A 17,158-nucleotide genomic window follows, 5' to 3' on the forward strand; every position below is an offset into this window, starting at 1 on the left:
CTAGAAATTCTTATCATGTACCACAGAATGTTCTATATGAACGATTTGACGGCTCAGGCAATGTAGAATAATACTCTTGCTTCTTAGAATAGGCATAGGGTCTTGAAAGAGCATCTAAAAACTCATCCATAACACTATAGTCACCTTTCTTAACTGCAGCTTCTAATGCTTCCTCTACACGGTGATTACGTGGAATTATGGCAGGATTAGAACTTTTCATAAGTTGTATTGATGATTCTTTTGATTCAGGCTGCCTTGTTAATCTTTCCTGCCATAGTTCATACCATCTATTAAATTCTATAGAGCTAAACAGTGCATTATCTTCTCTTTTATCAAATGTTAATGCACTGAATGTATTTGTGTAATCTGCACTATGCTTATGCATCATACTTAGAAGATCTTCAATTAATAATTTATCTTGTGCCTCTTCGTTAAATATTCCAAGTTTTGCCCTCATGCCGGAAAGCCAACTACTCTTGTATAACTCAGCAAAGCTTGAAACTTCCTTTTGTGCTAGTTTCAAGGCTTCATCTTCATTAGTATGCAGCAATGGCAATAGGGTTTCAGCAAACCTAGCAAGATTCCATGCAGCAATTTTAGGTTGGTTGCCATAGGCATATCTACCTTGAATATCAATAGAACTAAATACCGTTGCAGGGTCATAAACATCCATGAAAGCACAAGGACCATAATCAATGGTTTCTCCACTAATTGCCATGTTATCTGTATTCATAACTCCATGTATAAAACCAACTAATTGCCATTTTGCTATAAGTTCAGCCTGTCTTTTTATTACTTCTTGCAGTAAGGAAAGATATTTATTTTCTTTATCAGCTACATTGGAAAAATGTCTATTTATAGTGTAATCAGCTAACTCCTTAAGCTCATAAACATTTCCAAACCTTGAAGCAAATTGGAAGGTTCCTACACGTATATGACTTGAAGCCACACGAGTTAGTATTGCTCCAGGCAGGTAGCTTTCACGTATTATCGATTCACCAGTTGTAATAACTGCCAAACTACGAGTTGTAGGAATTCCAAGAGCATTCATAGCTTCACTTATAATATACTCTCTTAGCATTGGCCCTAATGCAGCTTTACCATCTCCACCTCTTGAATATGGAGTTATACCTGACCCCTTAAGCTGGATATCAAATCTCTCACCTTGTGGAGTTATATGTTCTCCTATTAGTACAGCTCTGCCATCTCCTAACATAGTAAAATGTCCAAATTGATGGCCTGCATATGCTTGTGCAAGCGGCACAGAACCTTCTAGAATATCATTTCCACTAAGTATCTTTACTCCCTCATTGCTTTGTAGAAATTTTGCATCTAACCCTAATGACTTTATTAAGGAATAATTAAGTGCAACCAATTTCGGTGATGGCACATGACTTGGATTCTGTCTAGTAAAAAATATATCTGAAAGATTAGCATAACTATTATCTAGATTAAAACAGGTTCCTATTATTGCTTTTTTCTCTACCATGGCATCTCCTTTTCTTCTATTAGTTTTCGTATATAGCTTTTAAATATATACTTCTATTATAACATGCCATTTTTAGTTTCTGCTTATAAGTGCTTATTATACCATCTATATTTAGATAAAATAAAAATCAACCCATATATAAACATTAGGCTGATTTTTATATTATAATAGTCTATTTATTATTACACTCTTCCATCAGTTTTAAATAACATAAGTTATAACTTATATGGCTGCCATTCATTTATAAAAAAAATCTAATAAACTCTAGTAGAGACTTTCCTATACTAGGATGAACCTGCTTTATAGCAGATATAACCTCATCTGGGTCTACTGGATTTTTAAATATATATTGTCCAGTTCCATTCTGGTTAAAAACAGCTACTATACCTTTAGCTACCTCTCCTATCGCTATATCCGCTCTTGCATATCCACCTATTGCTATATACTTTGCAATAGCTGCCCCACCTAAACTTATGGCATAAGATACAGCAACTCCTCCTAATGATAATAATCCTGAAAAAGCTACCCCTCCAATTGCCATGGCAATAGCTAAAGATATAGCTCCAAAACCTATGGCTCCTATAGAAATTATCCCGAAGCTAAATAACCCAACAGCTATACTTCCACATGCAAATATTCCTTTAGCTATTCCCAAAGGCTTTGTATTTACATGAACTAGAGGAATTCCAAAAACTTTTACCTTAGAGACATATTCATGTCCTCGTCTATAACCGTGTCTATTTCCCAGAAAATATCTTGGATTATGGCTAATCTCTAAGTTTTCTCTAAACTCTTCAGCAATTTCCTCCGGATCACCAAGAAGGATATACGGATCACTTTCACCGGTAATCTCCTGTTTTTCCATAAGGGATACATATAAATCTTCCCTTATTAATTTTCTCTTTTTTCCATTTACACCTATACTATCTAAAATTTCTTCAATATAAATCTGGAAGTCTTTGTTCATTTATAACACTCCTCTCCATTAAATTCCCAAAACCTTATTGGTTATTCCATAAAAATATTTCCACAAATCTATTTGTTCTCTATAAGCTTCAATTCCTTTTTTAGTAATTTTATAATACTTTCTTGGAACTTTTCTTTCTTCTTTTGATACTACACTGTAACTTTCAATGAACCCATTATCCTCTAACCTATAAAGTACCGGATACAATGTACCTTCTTTCATTTTATAATATCCTTCACTCATTTCATCTAATAGTTGTATTATTTCATATCCGTACATATCTCTTTCTGAAATTAATTTTAAAATTATTATAGATAATGTACCTTTCTTTAGCTGATTATCAAGTTCTGGCAATTAACTCACCTCCCAGTTATATACTTAGTATTACTAAGTATATTATATTACTAAGTGTTATGCTTGTAAATACAGAAACAAAAATTTCTACCATAAAATTATAAATATATGGAAACCCTAATTTGAATACTTTAATTATTTTTATTTTCTAAAACAAAAAGGACTTACTTTATAAAAGTAAATCCTTTTTTCTCATAAAATCCGCTCTAATGCCATTAGAGCCACATTTTTTGATGAAAATTCCTTATCACCAAAAACACCTATTATATTATTAAATTTATTTTTTACCCAAAAGTTTATGGCATTCCAGTTCTTTAAACTAACTCCTAGCGCAACTTTATCATATTGACTATTTTTCCCTTCTAAGCAAAGGCACTCTATAACTTCATGAGCTAATCCTTTATTTTGATATTTAGGATGAATATAAAAGTAGCTGATCCATATATCTCTTTCACCTGGATATCCATGGTATATATCAAATATACCAATTAATTTACCATCTGCTTTTTTACATATACACTTTAGTGTGTAATTTTCTCTGTTGGCATTTTCTATTGGAGGCAAATCTCCTTGAGTAAGGCATTTATATATATGATTTTTATCAAATTTATCTCCAATTATATCTTTTAAGTAACTGCCAGTTTCATATATTTTTTGAATTTCTTTATATTCACTAAGTTTAGCCTCTCTCAAAACTAGTCTTTCTGTTTCTAATATAGAACCTATTAAAGGTTTGCTTTTTTTCATAAAAGTATTCCCTATTATCCATATTATTAAATTACTCTTTTACCCAATAACTACTGCCATCATTGGTACGCTCAATAAAACCATACTCTACTAATGCTCTTCTGATAGTGGCATAGTCCTCATATATTCTTTGAAGAATTCTGTTTATCTCCTTTTCCGAGTACTTTTTACCTTTAGAAAAATTCTTAGTTACCTCAGATAAAACTATTATTTTTTTCTTTTCTCTAGCAGGAAATGTCTTTATTGCTCCACTTTCATCCATATAATTTTTGATTGTGCTTTCTCTTTCCTTATCAGTAATATTATATCGATCGTCTAGGGTAGTTGCAGTTTTATGAGCATCAGCTAAAGTATCCTTATCTAATGCATTTACCTTTTTCTTTGTGTTGGATGCTATTAACTCCATCATTGATAAAAATAATCTTGCTTGCTTTTCTTTTTCACGTAGTTTATAACGATGATTTCTTATAGTAGACTGTGCTACCCCTAGCTTTAGGGCAATTTCTTTATCCGTTAATCCTGATGCTATTAATACTAAAAGTTCTCTTTGAATCAGTGACACCCCCAAAAAGGATGGGTTCATGTTTAATAGATATTCTAGGGTCGATCCATGCTTTTCTGATATATGAAGTTCCGTGGCTTTCCTGGAATCATAAAGCATAGAGTCTATTTCATATATTCTTCCCTTTATAAATTCCTCTTCACAAATTATGCATTTATAACTTTCCTCTAACTCAATATACCCTTTTTTCATTTCTCCAATAGTTACATCCCAAAATAGCTCTTTATTATTTTCACTCATATTATTCAACACCCCTTCTCATATACTTACACGTTAATTATATGCTTATTTTTATATATTGTCTATATATAAGCAAACTTTTATAAATTTAGTCTATTATTTTAATATTTGCACGTAAAAAAATAGCAGTCTTACCCCAATGGTATAACTGCTATTTTTATAACTAAATTAAAATTAACTTATTCTTCTCTATATTCTAAAATATCTCCCGGTTGGCAATTAAGTTCTTTGCAAATTGCTTCTAATGTAGAAAATCTTATGGCCTTAGCTTTATTATTTTTTAATATAGACAGATTTGCATTGGTTATTCCTACTTTTTCAGCTAAATCTTGAAGGGAAATCTTTCTTTTTGCCATCATTACATCTAAATTAACTATAATTCCCATAAAGCATATTCCCTTTCTTATATTGTATAATCATTCTCTTCTTTATAATTTAATGCCTCTTTAAAAACAATTGATAGAACTAATATAAATGCACCAGCTAGGAGAAATATTATAGGTTCTGTATCTGTGTGTATTCCATTATTGTCTACATATATAATTTTAAATGCCCTGCTACCAATGTTAGCAATAAAATTTAGTAAATAGCATCCTGATATTATAAAACATTCTATAGATATTTTATTCAAAGACTTTACATTTTTCCATACGAAGGGATTTCCATCAATTAGAGTACTTACAATACTTTTTAAATGGAATACTATTAAAAAGGTACATATTATCCCAATGGTCATAACTAAGCTCATGAGAAATATATTTGTTCCTTTTAAACTCTCCTTGTTTACAAAAAAAGTATTATAATAAACCATTACTGTCATAACAAGTCCTAAAACTAATATTATATTTAAAAATATGCCTAAAATCTCCCCAACGGATTTTTTACCATATAATTTCATTATTATTCTCCTTCTATTTGCTTTCTTATATATTATCATATTATCTTTAAAAATGTTATATTTTTTAATGCTATTAACTTAGCTAATCTACAGCTTTTGAATGAAACCAATGCCTGTATCTATTTTTATACAAAGCTGACTTATATTCATTTTTATACTGTTTTATATACATATCAATTATTTCTCCCATTATAATTACAATACAACAGTTATTTTAACTCTATTGGCCTCAGATTCTGCGCTGATAGTACCATCATGAAGCTCTACGATGCTTTTTGCAATGGCAAGCCCAAGGCCAGAACCTGAGATCTTGGAATTCCTTGATTCATCCACTCTATAAAATCTTTCAAATAACAGCGGCAATATTTCTGTAGGAATAGTGTCCCCTTGATTTTCTATAGATATGGTTACATGACCTCTATCTTCACTTATAGAAACTTTTATTTTGCTGTTTAATTCCTTATAGCTGTATTTAATGGAATTAGAAAGTATATTTTCAAAGGTTCTAGCCATGAGATCTGAATCCACATCCACATATATTTCATTGCTAGAAAAATTCTTTTCAAAGGAAAGATTATTTTGCTTTGCTAAAATAGACATTTCCCCTAGAAGCTGTTCCATAAGCTCCACCAAATTAACCTTTGTCTTATTAACTTTTATAACTCCATTGCTAATTTTAGTGTACTCGAATAAATCTTCAATGAGCTTTTTTAATCTCAGGGACTTTGAATAGGCTCTTTCAATATAGTCATCCATATGCTTTTCACTGTCATACTTTTTATCCTTAACCAGTGTCAAATAACCGATAATAGTTGTAAGAGGAGTCTTTAAGTCATGTGACACATTAGTAATAAGCTCATTTTTGGTTTTTTCAGCCCTTCTTTCATCCTCAATCTTATTTTTAAGCTCCACTGACATCCTATTTATATTTTTTGCAAGAATCCTAAATTCATCATTTCCCTTTTCAGCCACTTGGAAGTCAAGATTACCTTTAGAAATCTCCTGCACACCGCTGGTAATTTCCTTTATGTATTTAATCTTTTTCCTAGTTAAAAAATGAAAAACCAAAATATAAGTAGGTATAGCCCAACTCCATGCTGCAGTGTAATTTCTATAGCTGATTTCTAAAGAAGTAAAGTACACACCTCCTGCTACAAGAAGGCTTATCACATTAACAGCAAAAACTTCAATATTTATGCTTCTCATAATATATTTTATATTAAATCGATATATGGCTGTAAAAAAACTCCCAATATTTTTAATTCTGCTGCCAAAAAAGAAACATACTATAAATATGGCAGCCCCACTTAATATATAGCTGTTAAAAAGCGGCCATTTATATACAAATCGGGTATAATATATAATATCATAATATATCAATAATCCGTTCACTACGAAAGTTATAGCAAGACTCATAATAAGCCTTAATACTATTGATATGGTCTTTAATGTTTTACCCTTCAATACAATTACTTTTTCTGATTCATTATTACTGCTCAATTTTATAGCCTACCCCCCATACAACCTTTATGTATCTTGGCTCTTTAGGATTTATCTCGATTTTTTCTCTAATATTTCTTATATGAACTGCTACTGTATTTTCAGATTCGTAGGCAGGCTCCTTCCAAACACTCTCATATATTAGTTCTGTACTTAAAACTCTTCCCCTATTTCTTGCCAAAACCTCAAGAATTGAAAATTCAGTGGGAGTAAGCCTTATTTCCCTTTCATCTACCTTAACCTGGTGAGTTGCTGTATTTATTACTAGTCCACTTATTTCAATTTCTTCGGATTTTATTTCCTTAGGCACACTCATCATGGAGCACCTTCTAAGCTGGGACTTAACCCTAGCCACCACCTCCAGTGGATTAAAGGGCTTTGTTACATAATCGTCTGCACCGGTATTTAAACCGAGTATTTTATCAATATCCTCACTCTTTGCAGATAACATTATTATAGGAACACTTTTTTCTTTCCTTATTTTCATGCAAGCCTGAATTCCATCCATTTTAGGCATCATTATATCAAGTACTATTAAATGGATTTCTTCCTTTTCAAGCGCCTCCAGAGCCTCAAAGCCATCAGCAGTTTTGATAACACTATATCCCTCATTAACTAGATATATTTCAAGTAAATCCCTAATATCCTCTTCATCATCAACTATTAGTATTCGTTGCTTCTCCACTTCTTAACCTCCTTTTAACTAGAATTTCATGTATTACATAACCACCTATAGTGCAAATCATGGGCATTACAGGATAAGAGTATCTTGCAAAAGTAAAATAAGGCAAATATATAAGATTAAAAAACAATGTTGTTAAAAACAAATATAGAAACATCTTTTCTTTTCTTCTAAATAAAATAACAGTTGAAACTATACCCAGTAGTAGAACTATATGATGATACTTTGTTACAGTGTTATAAGATATTCCTAAGACACTTATCCAATAGAATGGATGCCCCCAAAGATACGCAGACTTTCCTATGGTATACCAGTAAATATACCTTAAGGGTTCTTCTCTTCCATAGGTTTTAAGTCTGTATAAACCTGCATTTATTTCGTTTTGGTTTGATTCTATAGCTGTTTCTCCTGCTTCATAAGGAATATATTTCCCATCATCCTGGTAATTTACATAGGTTCCCTGAAGAAACGGGTTCCCTGAAGACAAAGTAAGAGGTATGAACCTATGAAATTCCTTATAGTTTCTAATCCACCAAGGTGCCATTATTAGTGAAAATACCAGGGTGGTAGCTATTGTATATTTCATTATTTCTTTAAAGGAATATTTTTTAATTATCCACATTACAAGAATAACAATTGGGTAGGCTGCAATGGTGGGTCTAACAAGGCATGCCAGCCCCCAAACAACCCCTCCTATAGTATATAGCATCATATTTTTTTCTTCAACGGCGCATATAGAAATGTACACCAGAAGTAACAAAAGAAATTTAAAAATAGTTTCCGTTAATACAAGAGTTGCTGTGAAGTATTCCACCACATATAGTAAGTTTAATATACATCCAATAAGTGCTGCTTTGCTGTTAAATATTTTTCTTCCAATAAGGAATAAAAAATACATGGATCCCATCTGTAGAAAAGCTTGGAACACTCTAAAGGCAGTAATTCCCCCAAACTTTCCAAATATCTTCATAAAAAAAGCGATGGTATAAGTTAACCCAGGCATTATGAAAACTGTAGGCTCATTAACTCTGTGGTATATAAAGTGTCCATTATCAATAAGTTCCCAGGCACTTCTAATGTATTTTACATCATCATTATCAAATTTTTCAAAGCTTCCAAGATAATTTAATTCTCCATATTTCAAAACCGAATATAGATTTATTATAAAAAACAATCCTAAAATAATAGCAAGGCTGATTTTAACCCATTTTTCCTCTTTTTTAATACTAAACATCCAATCACTCCTATTTCATAGCTATAAAATACGCTCCAAGAACTATAAGTCCAATGCCACCCCATCTAGTCAGTGGAATATTTTCCTTAAATACCAAAACCGCTGTCACTGCTGCAGCCACATAGCAAAGGCTCTGTAGCGGGTATACCATTGACAGTTCCGCTTTTGATAAAATATACAGCCATATAACTGTAGCTACCCCGTATATAATTAATCCACTAAAAATATAGGGATTAAAAAACATTTTTATAATACTCTGCATATTGAATTTCAGATCAATTCCCCTTAATCCTATTTTCCACAGGGTTTGCCCTGTAACAAGAAGTATTATGTTTATTGCTAGCAAAATGTATATCATCTTTATACTCTCCTTCATCCACGCAGCTTTTTAATATTCCTATTTCCTGAATTAAAAGTGTAATTTTATTTTGCATTTTGGATATAACAAGGCTTAAATAAAATAATAAAAAGAAAATAAATACGATGCCCGTTACAAATAAAAAAGCCGGTGCATAAGCTATGCTTACAGCCTCTGCCATACCTTCAGTAAAATCCTTATTAAGTGAAAGGATAATCATTAAAAGGCTTATTGAAATCCAAAATATGCTGTACTTAAAGTCAAGCACTCTTTTCTTTATGAAGTACAAAGTACCCGCTAAAAATAAAATTGAAAGCGCCAGACAATATTTATATGGATTCATAAAAACATCTCCTTTCATTATGGTTGAAGTAAAATTGCACAAGTGACCTTGATCATATAATAAATTGATCTTATTGGAGTTATAGAGGATTTTCCTCCCTGTCTTTCATTCATATCTACAGAGATTTCCTTAATCCTTACTCCTCTTTTGGAGGCATACACTATGGTTTCTACCTCAGGATAGTCCCTAGGATAATACCTGGCAAAAAGCTCAATAACTTTTTTATTAACCGCTCTATAACCAGAAGTAGTATCAGAAAAATCCTCTTTGCACATAAAAGAAACAAATCTTGAGAAGAAGTTGATTCCAAGCTTTCTCATACTGCTTGACTTATAATCGGTTTTCTCAACAAATCTTGAACCTATAACCATGTCCACCTTATCCTTCTCAATGGCTTCCAGCATCTTGGAAAGATCCTTAGGATTGTGCTGTCCATCTCCGTCAATCTGTATCACCGCATCATATCCTTTTTTCTTTGCATATATATATCCCGTCTGAACCGCTCCCCCAATACCAAGATTCTGTGGAAGATTTATAACAAAGGCCCCTGCTCGTTGAGCTTCACGTCCAGTGTTATCCCTTGAACCATCGTTGATTACCACCACATCCACCTCAGGATGATGGAATTTTACCGCTTCCACAACACTGAATATATTTTTTTCTTCATTATAGGCAGGTATTGCAACCATAGCCTTCATATGCCCCAACTCCCTTCTAAGTTTTTCATCAGCTTTATTCTAAAACATCTTTTTAAAGAACTTTCTTAGAAATTATTAAGAATTTCGAAAGATACTTATAAAAATTAAAAAGGCCCAGGACTTATTATAAAGTCCTAGGTCTATCCAATTAAGTTTATAAGGTTATTACAAAAATTTTATATAATTTTAAATATTTATCTATGCACTCTCATTATCATTATAATATTTTGCCTGAGAATGCCAAAGCTCATAGTACTTTCCCTTTTTATCTTTTAGTAATTCATAATGACTGCCTTTTTGAATTATCTTTCCCTTATTAAACACTGCTATTTCATCACAGAATCTACAAGATGAAAGTCTATGAGATATATAAAAAGCAGTTTTTGTGCCTACTATATCATTAAACTTTGAATAAATATCAAATTCCGATATAGGATCTAATGCTGCTGTTGGTTCATCTAATATTATAATAGGTGAATCCCTATATAGTGCCCTAGCTAGCGCTATCTTTTGAGCCTCTCCGCCTGATATTTCCACACCATTTTCATTAAAGTCCTTGTATAAAGATGTGTGTATACCCTTTGGCATTTTATTTAATCTTTCTTCTAATCCAACTTTATATAAAACATCCTTCACAACATTTTCATCATAATTAACAGATGTAGCAACATTTTGTCCAAGGGAGAAAGAGAAAAGCTTAAACTCTTGAAATACAATTGAGAATAATTTCATATATTCTTCATAATCATATTTTTTAATGTTTATTCCATTTAAAAGTATTTCACCTTCATCTGGGTCATATAACCTACAAAGAAGTTTTATAAACGTAGTCTTTCCAGATCCATTCATTCCTACTATTGCTAACCGCTCTCCAATATTTAATTTTATTGAAACATTTTTTAATGCATAAATATCTGCTTCCGGATATTTAAAAGATACATTTTTAAACTCTATCTCATATTCATCATCATCTCGTTTTTCTACTGGCAGGGTTCCTTTATGCTTCTCACCTTTAATATTTAAAAAATCAATATATAATTGTATATACTGGTTATTATTTACAATACTATTAATAGAAGATAACATTTCTCTGCTTCCAGACATAAACTGATTTATACTTCCTGCATACTTAACTATACTGCCTATGGTTATGGCACCTGATATAGCCTTTAACCCAACAAAAGCATATACCATTCCACCTAAAAATGATGCTATAAATGCTTCAAATCCAGAATATTTTGCATTCATATTACCAGTACTCGTAAATATCTTTTTTGCATTCTTACAAAAATTATCAATTTCATTACTGTATATTTCTTTTTGGTTGTATAATCTTACCCCTTTACCAATATTATAATTATATATTTGATCCGCATAAAAACAAAAAATTCTGTTAATGCCCATAAATTTACTAAAGTACCCGAAAAGTTTCTTATCTGCTTTTGTCTTTAGTTTCAAACTACATATTGTACCAGCTAAAATTAAAATTAAAAAAATATATGAAAATATAGCAGAATTCACGAAAGATATATGCCCATTAGATGTGACATTTATCTTAAATAAATCTATAACTAACACAATGGATGTAATAACTGTAACTAAACTCTTTGTCAAATCCCCTGTATGTTCTATAAGAGCATAAATACCTCCTCCGTTCAATTTCTCTGCTTCTCCTATTTTTGCTCTAAGATTGTGCACTTCAGGGTTTTCAACATATTCATAATCCATACTTATTATTTTTTCATTTAATTTCATCTGTTGATTTTCAGTGGTGATATTCATAAGCATGTCCTTTAAATGACCAAAGCCAGCAGAGACTAAATGAACTATTAAATTGATTCCAATAGTAATTGTTACTAATAATTTAAGTATTCCTATGTCCTTTTCTCCAAGTAATTCATTAATAATTCTTGAAGACATGTATATATTTATAAAAGGAGCTATTGATTTAAAGAAAGCATCAAACATAACCACAGGTAGTACCCAATGATGTAACTTATATATTTCTTTTAAGCCAATTTTAAGAGTTTTAATGGTTTTCCTTAAATTACTTTTATGCATTTCTTTCACCACCTATATTATCCTTATAATAATAGCTCTGCATATCAAACATTTTCTTATATTTACCATTAGCATTCATAAGGTCGTTATGATCGCCTTCTTCAATAATTCTACCGTCCTCAAGAAACACTATCCTGTCGCAAAATCTTGTAGAAGAAAGCCTATGGGATATAAATATCGACGTGCGTTCTTTAGTTAGTTCATTATATTTTTGATATATTTCATTTTCTGCTATAGGATCTAATGCTGCTGTTGGTTCATCTAACATAATAATAGGTGCATATTTATATAAAGCTTGGGACAGCATTAGCTTTTGCATTTCTCCCCCTGACAGTTCTATTGCATCATCATATATAGACTTAACCAAAAGGGTTTTCTTACCCTTTGGTAAAACTTTTACTTTTTCCATAAGCCCTGACATATTAAGAACCCTGTCCATCTTTTCATCATCAATGTTATCTTCTGTTTCAAGAGCAATATTTTTTTCTATAGATACAGGTAATAGATAAATATCTTGGAATACTACTGAAAACAAAGTATAATATTCATCCCTATTATAAAGACTGCTTTTCTTTCCGTTTATATATATTTCACCCTTTGTAGGAGTATATAACCCGCAAATAAGCTTTACTAATGTGGTCTTACCTGCACCATTAATTCCTACTAACGCTATTTTTTCTCCCTTTTTAATGTGAAGATTTAAATTTTTGATTGTATAATCCTGAGCTCCTGGATATTTATAATACAAATTTTTCAACTCTATATCACAAGGTAGTTCATAAGAAGAAGGTAATTCTACTCCATTGCCCCTATTCATTTTATCTTCCATCTCTAAATATTCTCTTAAATCACAGATACCAAGGCTAAATGTATTTAGTTGATTTAAATTTTTTACAATCCCTGACATCCATGTAGAAAAACCAGCTACTGCACCAAAATATAATACAAAATCCCCTATGGGCATGTTTTCATATACAACCAGATTTATTAAAAATCCATAAGTTATTACATCTCTAAAAAGAATAAGCATTCCATCAATAAAGTTACCAAAGTATCTGTGATTTAAATTCTTCTTCTCAAAGTATATTCTTTGCTTTAGAAATATGCTGTGCATATTCTTAAACCAATGAGACATCTTATAAAGTCTCATATCCTTTGCTGACTTAAAATCTCCTGTTTTTTCCCTAATATATTTAAGTTTTCTATTTATAGGAGCTAAATTATCTTTATTCTTATACTCAAAAATACTTATGTACCTTCCCACTAAATAATTTATAACTGATGAGACAATTATAAATATAACTATTAAAGGATGAATATTAGATATTATACCTGCATAAAGTATAAATCCTATGATATTAGAAGAGAATGATATAAACTCTTCTACTATTGCTTCAGTAGGAGAATTATTTGATCCAATAGTCATGTCTGCCTTCATAATCTTTTTTTGACCAGCTGCACCATCTATATTCTCATAATCAGTATCTAATATCTTTTCTAAAAATGCTTTATAATACTTTAGCCTATAGTTTACCTTTGTGTACTGTGTTATAGATGACACATAATTTAAAAAAGCATTTAAAAGAATTATGCATATAATCGGTATTCCTATATTTATCATTAACTTAGAGATTGATAAATTCTTAGTTACAGAATCTATTAAGATTTTTGGTAAATAAATTTGAAGCAAGGGGATTATTACTTTTACTGGAATTTCTAGTGAACAAAGTAAAAATAACTTTTTATCCCATTTCCAAATATTTTTTATTAAATATATAGTGTTTGTAAAGGTTGAATATTTAAGTTTGCTTTTTTTAGCTGCTATATCTGACATTTTTATCACCTCAACTATATGATATCAACAAAGATAATTTTATATATAAAAAAAGCACCAATGGTTAAAGTTATAACACCAACGGTACTATAATGGTAAAATAATCTCTGTTGCAAATACTCCTTCCTCACTTTGTCTATTTATAAATCCATTGTATTTAGCAACAATTCCATCTACTCTTTTTAATCCAAAGCCATGATTTTTTGCTAACTTTGTACTTATGTATCCGAGGCTTGTTTTCTTAATCTCTCCCCCTGCAGAATTTGTTATGGAAATATATAATTGCTCTTTCATCTCTCTTATATATACCCTTATAAACCTGCCTTGTTCATTTTCAATTTTAACTGCTGCTTCCATAGCATTATCCATTAGATTTCCAATAATAACACATAAATCTATATCTGATACCTGAAGATTTTTAGGCACTGTTGCCTTTGCTTTTATATTTATTCCCTGATTAACTGCTAAAGATAATTTACTGTTTAATATTGCATCTACCATTACATTTCCGGTTTTTACTAATGTATCTATATTAGTTAAATCTCTCTCTAATTCATTAAGATATTTTTCCATATCATCATATTTATTCAACTCAAGATAAGCCTTCATTATTTGTATGTGGTTATGATAATCATGCTTCCAACCTCTCATTTGCTTATATATGTTTTCAACTTCATTATAATGTATTGTTACAAGATCATTTTGATAGTTAGCAATACGCTTGTCTAATAATTTTAATAATATATATTTAAAGAAGAAAAATAATATGAAAGCTAAAACTAAAATAATCCCAATTATAATAAATACCTTCCAGCTATTCATTTATTTCACCTCTAAAATATCTTATAAATGCCATGTTTGTATTTGAATATTGCCTTCTGCTTATAGGAATTATATCCTCATTATCTAATTGCAATTCATTACTTCCTATTCTCTTTATATACTTTAATGAAGCAATATATGATCTATGACATCTTACAAATAATTCACCATCTAATTCTTTCTCAACTTCGCTTATACTTTTTCGAGCAGTGTATTTTTCATTTATAGTATTTATGGCTATAAAATGAGAAAAGGCCTCAATGTAAATTATATCACCTTGCTTTATCTTATGAATTTCTCCATCTACATTTATAAGAATTGTCTTTTCTTCCTTGGGAATCTTGGATATAGCCTTATCTAAGCATTCAAAAAGCTTTTTTTCATTTATTGGCTTAACTAGATAATTTATTGCCGAAACATCATAACCCACCTGAATATAATCAGTAATAGCAGTGATGAATATTATATTTACCCTATCATCTTCTTTTCTTATTTTCTTTGCAAGTTCGATACCATTTTTTCCTGGCATTTGAATATCCAATAATAATATGTCATATTTTTTATCCATACTGAAGCTAAAATCAAAACTTTCAGCACTGTAAAAGCTCTCTGTTTTAACTCTTATATTTTTCCCTTGGGACCAAATCTTCACATATTTTTCTATAAGCTCTACCTGTACTTTTTCATCATCAATTATAGCTATATTAATAATATCCATAATCTTTGTTCACCTCTCATTACATTGAATTATATCATAATATTTGTAAGGAGTAGCAATGTAATAGCTAAGCTCTAATTATTAAATCTTTCCATGTATATTATCAGCTTTGAACAATAAAAACTCTCGTCCTAAGAAATCAATCTTAGGAACGAGAGTTAAACTTTTTATAAACCCTGTAATTTTTACTTTCCTTGACCTACATGAACAAAGTGTACTATATATAAATATTAATTCATATACGGAGCAGCTAACTATTATACGCCTTCATTTGACTATTAACATATTCTTCACAGGAACGCATAGCCAAAATTGTTTCTTCAAATAACTCATCTAATTGCCATCCAAGCATATCTGCACCTTGTTTAATTACATCACGTGAACACCCCGCTGCAAATTTCTTATCCTTGAACTTTTTCTTAAGGCTTGAAAGCTCCATATCCATAACACTCTTAGATGGACGCATTCTTGCAGCTGCACCAATTAATCCTGTAAGCTCATCCGCTGCAAATAATACTTTTTCCATTTCATGCTCTGGTTTAGGTTGTTCTTCTGCACAAAGTCCATATCCATGGCTAGCTGCTGCTCTTATTATCCTTTCATCAACCCCATATTCTTTCATAATCTCTTGAGTCTTGCTGCAATGCTGCTCTGGATACATTTCAAAATCTAAATCATGAAGCAATCCAACTATAGACCAGAAGTCAGCTTCATCTGCATATCCTAATTTTTTTGCAAAATAATTCATAGTACCTTCAACTGTTAAAGCATGCTGGATATGAAATTCTTCTTTATTGTATTTAGTAAGTAACTTCCATGCCTCTTCTCTTGTTATCATAGTAATAGCCTCCTTGAAAATTTATAAAATATAATATCAGAATAAATCTGTATTTAAATACTGCTAACCTGTAATTCAAATATACAATTATATTTCTTTAAAATGCTATCAATTATTTCTTATTCTTGTTGTATACTTTAAACGATTATTATATAATAGTTTACGAACGTTAAGTATATTTAACATTTATTTTACTTTTGTTAATTATAATTGTCAACATAATTGTAGGAGGACGTACTCTAATGAACATAAATTCTATCATTGCAGAAAACTTAAAAACCCTTCGGACTGAACGAAATTTAAGTTTGGGTCAACTTGCTGAATTATCTGATGTGAGTAAAGTCATGCTATCTCAAATTGAAAAAGGTGACACTAATCCAACTATAAACACTTTGTGGAAAATAGCTAACGGATTAAAAGTTACTTATACTTCATTACTTGAACAAAAAGAACATAATACTTGCATTATAAATAAAAATAATATTGAACCTCAGATCTCTGAAGAAGGTCACTATAGGGTATATTTATACTACTCTAATACACCATATCGTAATTTCGAACTTTTTCAAATTGAACTTGATGAAGGATGCTCATATATATCCGTGGGTCACTCTAAAAAGTCAGAAGAATATATTATGTTATTAGAAGGGAATTTAACCTTAAAAGTAAATAATGAAACTTATAACTTAAAGCCTAATGATTCAATAAGTTTTCCAGCATCTAATGAACATATATATATTAATAGCGGGAAAGGTACTTTAAAAGCCGCAATAACAAATTTTTATCCTGCCTAATAATTAAGGTAGGATTATT

The 17,158-nt window shown here is 30.7% G+C and carries 19 protein-coding genes; 1 reads left to right on the forward strand and 18 read right to left on the reverse strand.

What is annotated here, in order from left to right; translation table 11 throughout:
* Window positions 1-13: 13 nt before the first annotated feature.
* The 18 genes from BUA82_RS06705 to BUA82_RS06790 form a co-directional block, all read right to left on the reverse strand.
* On the reverse strand, window positions 14-1,489 hold the full coding sequence (locus tag BUA82_RS06705; RefSeq protein WP_073005896.1) for a protein adenylyltransferase SelO: 1,476 nt from the start codon (window positions 1,487-1,489) through the stop codon (window positions 14-16).
* Between the two features lie 241 nt (window positions 1,490-1,730).
* On the reverse strand, window positions 1,731-2,456 hold the full coding sequence (locus BUA82_RS06710; RefSeq protein WP_073005899.1) for a DUF1700 domain-containing protein: 726 nt from the start codon (window positions 2,454-2,456) through the stop codon (window positions 1,731-1,733).
* Between the two features lie 18 nt (window positions 2,457-2,474).
* On the reverse strand, window positions 2,475-2,810 hold the full coding sequence (locus BUA82_RS06715; protein ID WP_073005901.1) for a PadR family transcriptional regulator: 336 nt from the start codon (window positions 2,808-2,810) through the stop codon (window positions 2,475-2,477).
* 192 nt (window positions 2,811-3,002) lie between these two features.
* Window positions 3,003-3,557 (reverse strand): GNAT family N-acetyltransferase, encoded by a 555-nt coding sequence (locus BUA82_RS06720; protein ID WP_073005904.1) that lies wholly within the window; start codon window positions 3,555-3,557, stop codon window positions 3,003-3,005.
* A 31-nt stretch (window positions 3,558-3,588) separates the two neighbouring features.
* Complete coding sequence (locus BUA82_RS06725; RefSeq protein WP_073005906.1) at window positions 3,589-4,359, reverse strand: DUF2087 domain-containing protein; 771 nt, start codon at window positions 4,357-4,359, stop codon at window positions 3,589-3,591.
* 179 nt (window positions 4,360-4,538) lie between these two features.
* Entirely contained in the window at window positions 4,539-4,745 is a 207-nt protein-coding gene (locus BUA82_RS06730) for a helix-turn-helix domain-containing protein (RefSeq protein WP_073005908.1), read from the reverse strand.
* Window positions 4,746-4,762: 17 nt separating this feature from the next.
* Window positions 4,763-5,257 carry a DUF2975 domain-containing protein gene (locus BUA82_RS06735; protein ID WP_073005910.1) on the reverse strand — a complete coding sequence of 165 codons (495 nt, stop codon included), beginning with the start codon at window positions 5,255-5,257 and terminating at the stop codon, window positions 4,763-4,765.
* Between the two features lie 195 nt (window positions 5,258-5,452).
* Window positions 5,453-6,757, reverse strand: a complete 1,305-nt coding sequence (locus tag BUA82_RS06740; RefSeq protein ID WP_073005912.1) for a sensor histidine kinase — start codon at window positions 6,755-6,757, stop codon at window positions 5,453-5,455.
* Window positions 6,747-7,442: a response regulator transcription factor gene (locus BUA82_RS06745; RefSeq protein ID WP_073005914.1), complete on the reverse strand. Its 696-nt coding sequence runs from the start codon at window positions 7,440-7,442 to the stop codon at window positions 6,747-6,749. The genes BUA82_RS06740 and BUA82_RS06745 overlap by 11 nt, the downstream gene beginning before the upstream one ends.
* Complete coding sequence (locus BUA82_RS06750) at window positions 7,414-8,673, reverse strand: ArnT family glycosyltransferase (protein ID WP_073005916.1); 1,260 nt, start codon at window positions 8,671-8,673, stop codon at window positions 7,414-7,416. The genes BUA82_RS06745 and BUA82_RS06750 overlap by 29 nt, the downstream gene beginning before the upstream one ends.
* A 10-nt stretch (window positions 8,674-8,683) precedes the next feature.
* Complete coding sequence (locus BUA82_RS06755) at window positions 8,684-8,917, reverse strand: EamA family transporter (protein ID WP_242948932.1); 234 nt, start codon at window positions 8,915-8,917, stop codon at window positions 8,684-8,686.
* Between the two features lie 31 nt (window positions 8,918-8,948).
* Entirely contained in the window at window positions 8,949-9,374 is a 426-nt protein-coding gene (locus tag BUA82_RS06760; RefSeq protein WP_073005920.1) for a DUF2304 domain-containing protein, read from the reverse strand.
* 17 nt (window positions 9,375-9,391) lie between these two features.
* Window positions 9,392-10,072, reverse strand: coding sequence for a glycosyltransferase family 2 protein (locus BUA82_RS06765; protein WP_073005922.1), 681 nt, complete (start codon window positions 10,070-10,072; stop codon window positions 9,392-9,394).
* A gap of 198 nt (window positions 10,073-10,270) precedes the next feature.
* Window positions 10,271-12,133, reverse strand: coding sequence for an ABC transporter ATP-binding protein (locus BUA82_RS06770; RefSeq protein ID WP_073005926.1), 1,863 nt, complete (start codon window positions 12,131-12,133; stop codon window positions 10,271-10,273).
* Complete coding sequence (locus BUA82_RS06775) at window positions 12,126-13,967, reverse strand: ABC transporter ATP-binding protein (RefSeq protein ID WP_073005928.1); 1,842 nt, start codon at window positions 13,965-13,967, stop codon at window positions 12,126-12,128. Before BUA82_RS06775 ends, BUA82_RS06770 begins: the two co-directional genes overlap by 8 nt.
* 87 nt (window positions 13,968-14,054) lie before the next feature.
* Window positions 14,055-14,789 carry a sensor histidine kinase gene (locus BUA82_RS06780; RefSeq protein WP_073005930.1) on the reverse strand — a complete coding sequence of 245 codons (735 nt, stop codon included), beginning with the start codon at window positions 14,787-14,789 and terminating at the stop codon, window positions 14,055-14,057.
* On the reverse strand, window positions 14,782-15,507 hold the full coding sequence (locus BUA82_RS06785; RefSeq protein WP_083599816.1) for a LytR/AlgR family response regulator transcription factor: 726 nt from the start codon (window positions 15,505-15,507) through the stop codon (window positions 14,782-14,784). Before BUA82_RS06785 ends, BUA82_RS06780 begins: the two co-directional genes overlap by 8 nt.
* Before the next feature lie 250 nt (window positions 15,508-15,757).
* Complete coding sequence (locus BUA82_RS06790; protein WP_073005932.1) at window positions 15,758-16,345, reverse strand: hydrolase; 588 nt, start codon at window positions 16,343-16,345, stop codon at window positions 15,758-15,760.
* A gap of 242 nt (window positions 16,346-16,587) precedes the next feature.
* Between BUA82_RS06790 and BUA82_RS06795 the strand changes: the two genes are divergently transcribed.
* The gene (locus BUA82_RS06795) at window positions 16,588-17,139 is read left to right on the forward strand and encodes a helix-turn-helix domain-containing protein (protein ID WP_073005934.1); all 552 of its coding nucleotides are present in this window, start codon (window positions 16,588-16,590) and stop codon (window positions 17,137-17,139) included.
* Window positions 17,140-17,158 lie beyond the last annotated feature (19 nt).

This window comes from Clostridium amylolyticum (genome assembly GCF_900142075.1).
In the GTDB taxonomy this organism is placed as follows: domain Bacteria; phylum Bacillota; class Clostridia; order Clostridiales; family Clostridiaceae; genus Clostridium_AA; species Clostridium_AA amylolyticum.

What these genes read in the sequence shown, in the direction of transcription:
- BUA82_RS06705 (WP_073005896.1), bottom strand. Translation starts at nt 1,489, where the DNA reads ATGGTAGAGAAAAAAGCAATAATAGGAACCTGTTTTAATCTAGATAAT.
- BUA82_RS06710 (WP_073005899.1), bottom strand. Translation starts at nt 2,456, where the DNA reads ATGAACAAAGACTTCCAGATTTATATTGAAGAAATTTTAGATAGTATA.
- BUA82_RS06720 (WP_073005904.1), bottom strand. Translation starts at nt 3,557, where the DNA reads ATGAAAAAAAGCAAACCTTTAATAGGTTCTATATTAGAAACAGAAAGA.
- BUA82_RS06725 (WP_073005906.1), bottom strand. Translation starts at nt 4,359, where the DNA reads ATGAGTGAAAATAATAAAGAGCTATTTTGGGATGTAACTATTGGAGAA.
- BUA82_RS06730 (WP_073005908.1), bottom strand. Translation starts at nt 4,745, where the DNA reads ATGGGAATTATAGTTAATTTAGATGTAATGATGGCAAAAAGAAAGATT.
- BUA82_RS06735 (WP_073005910.1), bottom strand. Translation starts at nt 5,257, where the DNA reads ATGAAATTATATGGTAAAAAATCCGTTGGGGAGATTTTAGGCATATTT.
- BUA82_RS06750 (WP_073005916.1), bottom strand. Translation starts at nt 8,673, where the DNA reads ATGTTTAGTATTAAAAAAGAGGAAAAATGGGTTAAAATCAGCCTTGCT.
- BUA82_RS06755 (WP_242948932.1), bottom strand. Translation starts at nt 8,917, where the DNA reads ATGTTTTTTAATCCCTATATTTTTAGTGGATTAATTATATACGGGGTA.
- BUA82_RS06760 (WP_073005920.1), bottom strand. Translation starts at nt 9,374, where the DNA reads ATGAATCCATATAAATATTGTCTGGCGCTTTCAATTTTATTTTTAGCG.
- BUA82_RS06765 (WP_073005922.1), bottom strand. Translation starts at nt 10,072, where the DNA reads ATGAAGGCTATGGTTGCAATACCTGCCTATAATGAAGAAAAAAATATA.
- BUA82_RS06770 (WP_073005926.1), bottom strand. Translation starts at nt 12,133, where the DNA reads ATGCATAAAAGTAATTTAAGGAAAACCATTAAAACTCTTAAAATTGGC.
- BUA82_RS06775 (WP_073005928.1), bottom strand. Translation starts at nt 13,967, where the DNA reads ATGTCAGATATAGCAGCTAAAAAAAGCAAACTTAAATATTCAACCTTT.
- BUA82_RS06780 (WP_073005930.1), bottom strand. Translation starts at nt 14,789, where the DNA reads ATGAATAGCTGGAAGGTATTTATTATAATTGGGATTATTTTAGTTTTA.
- BUA82_RS06785 (WP_083599816.1), bottom strand. Translation starts at nt 15,507, where the DNA reads ATGGATATTATTAATATAGCTATAATTGATGATGAAAAAGTACAGGTA.
- BUA82_RS06790 (WP_073005932.1), bottom strand. Translation starts at nt 16,345, where the DNA reads ATGATAACAAGAGAAGAGGCATGGAAGTTACTTACTAAATACAATAAA.
- BUA82_RS06795 (WP_073005934.1), top strand. Translation starts at nt 16,588, where the DNA reads ATGAACATAAATTCTATCATTGCAGAAAACTTAAAAACCCTTCGGACT.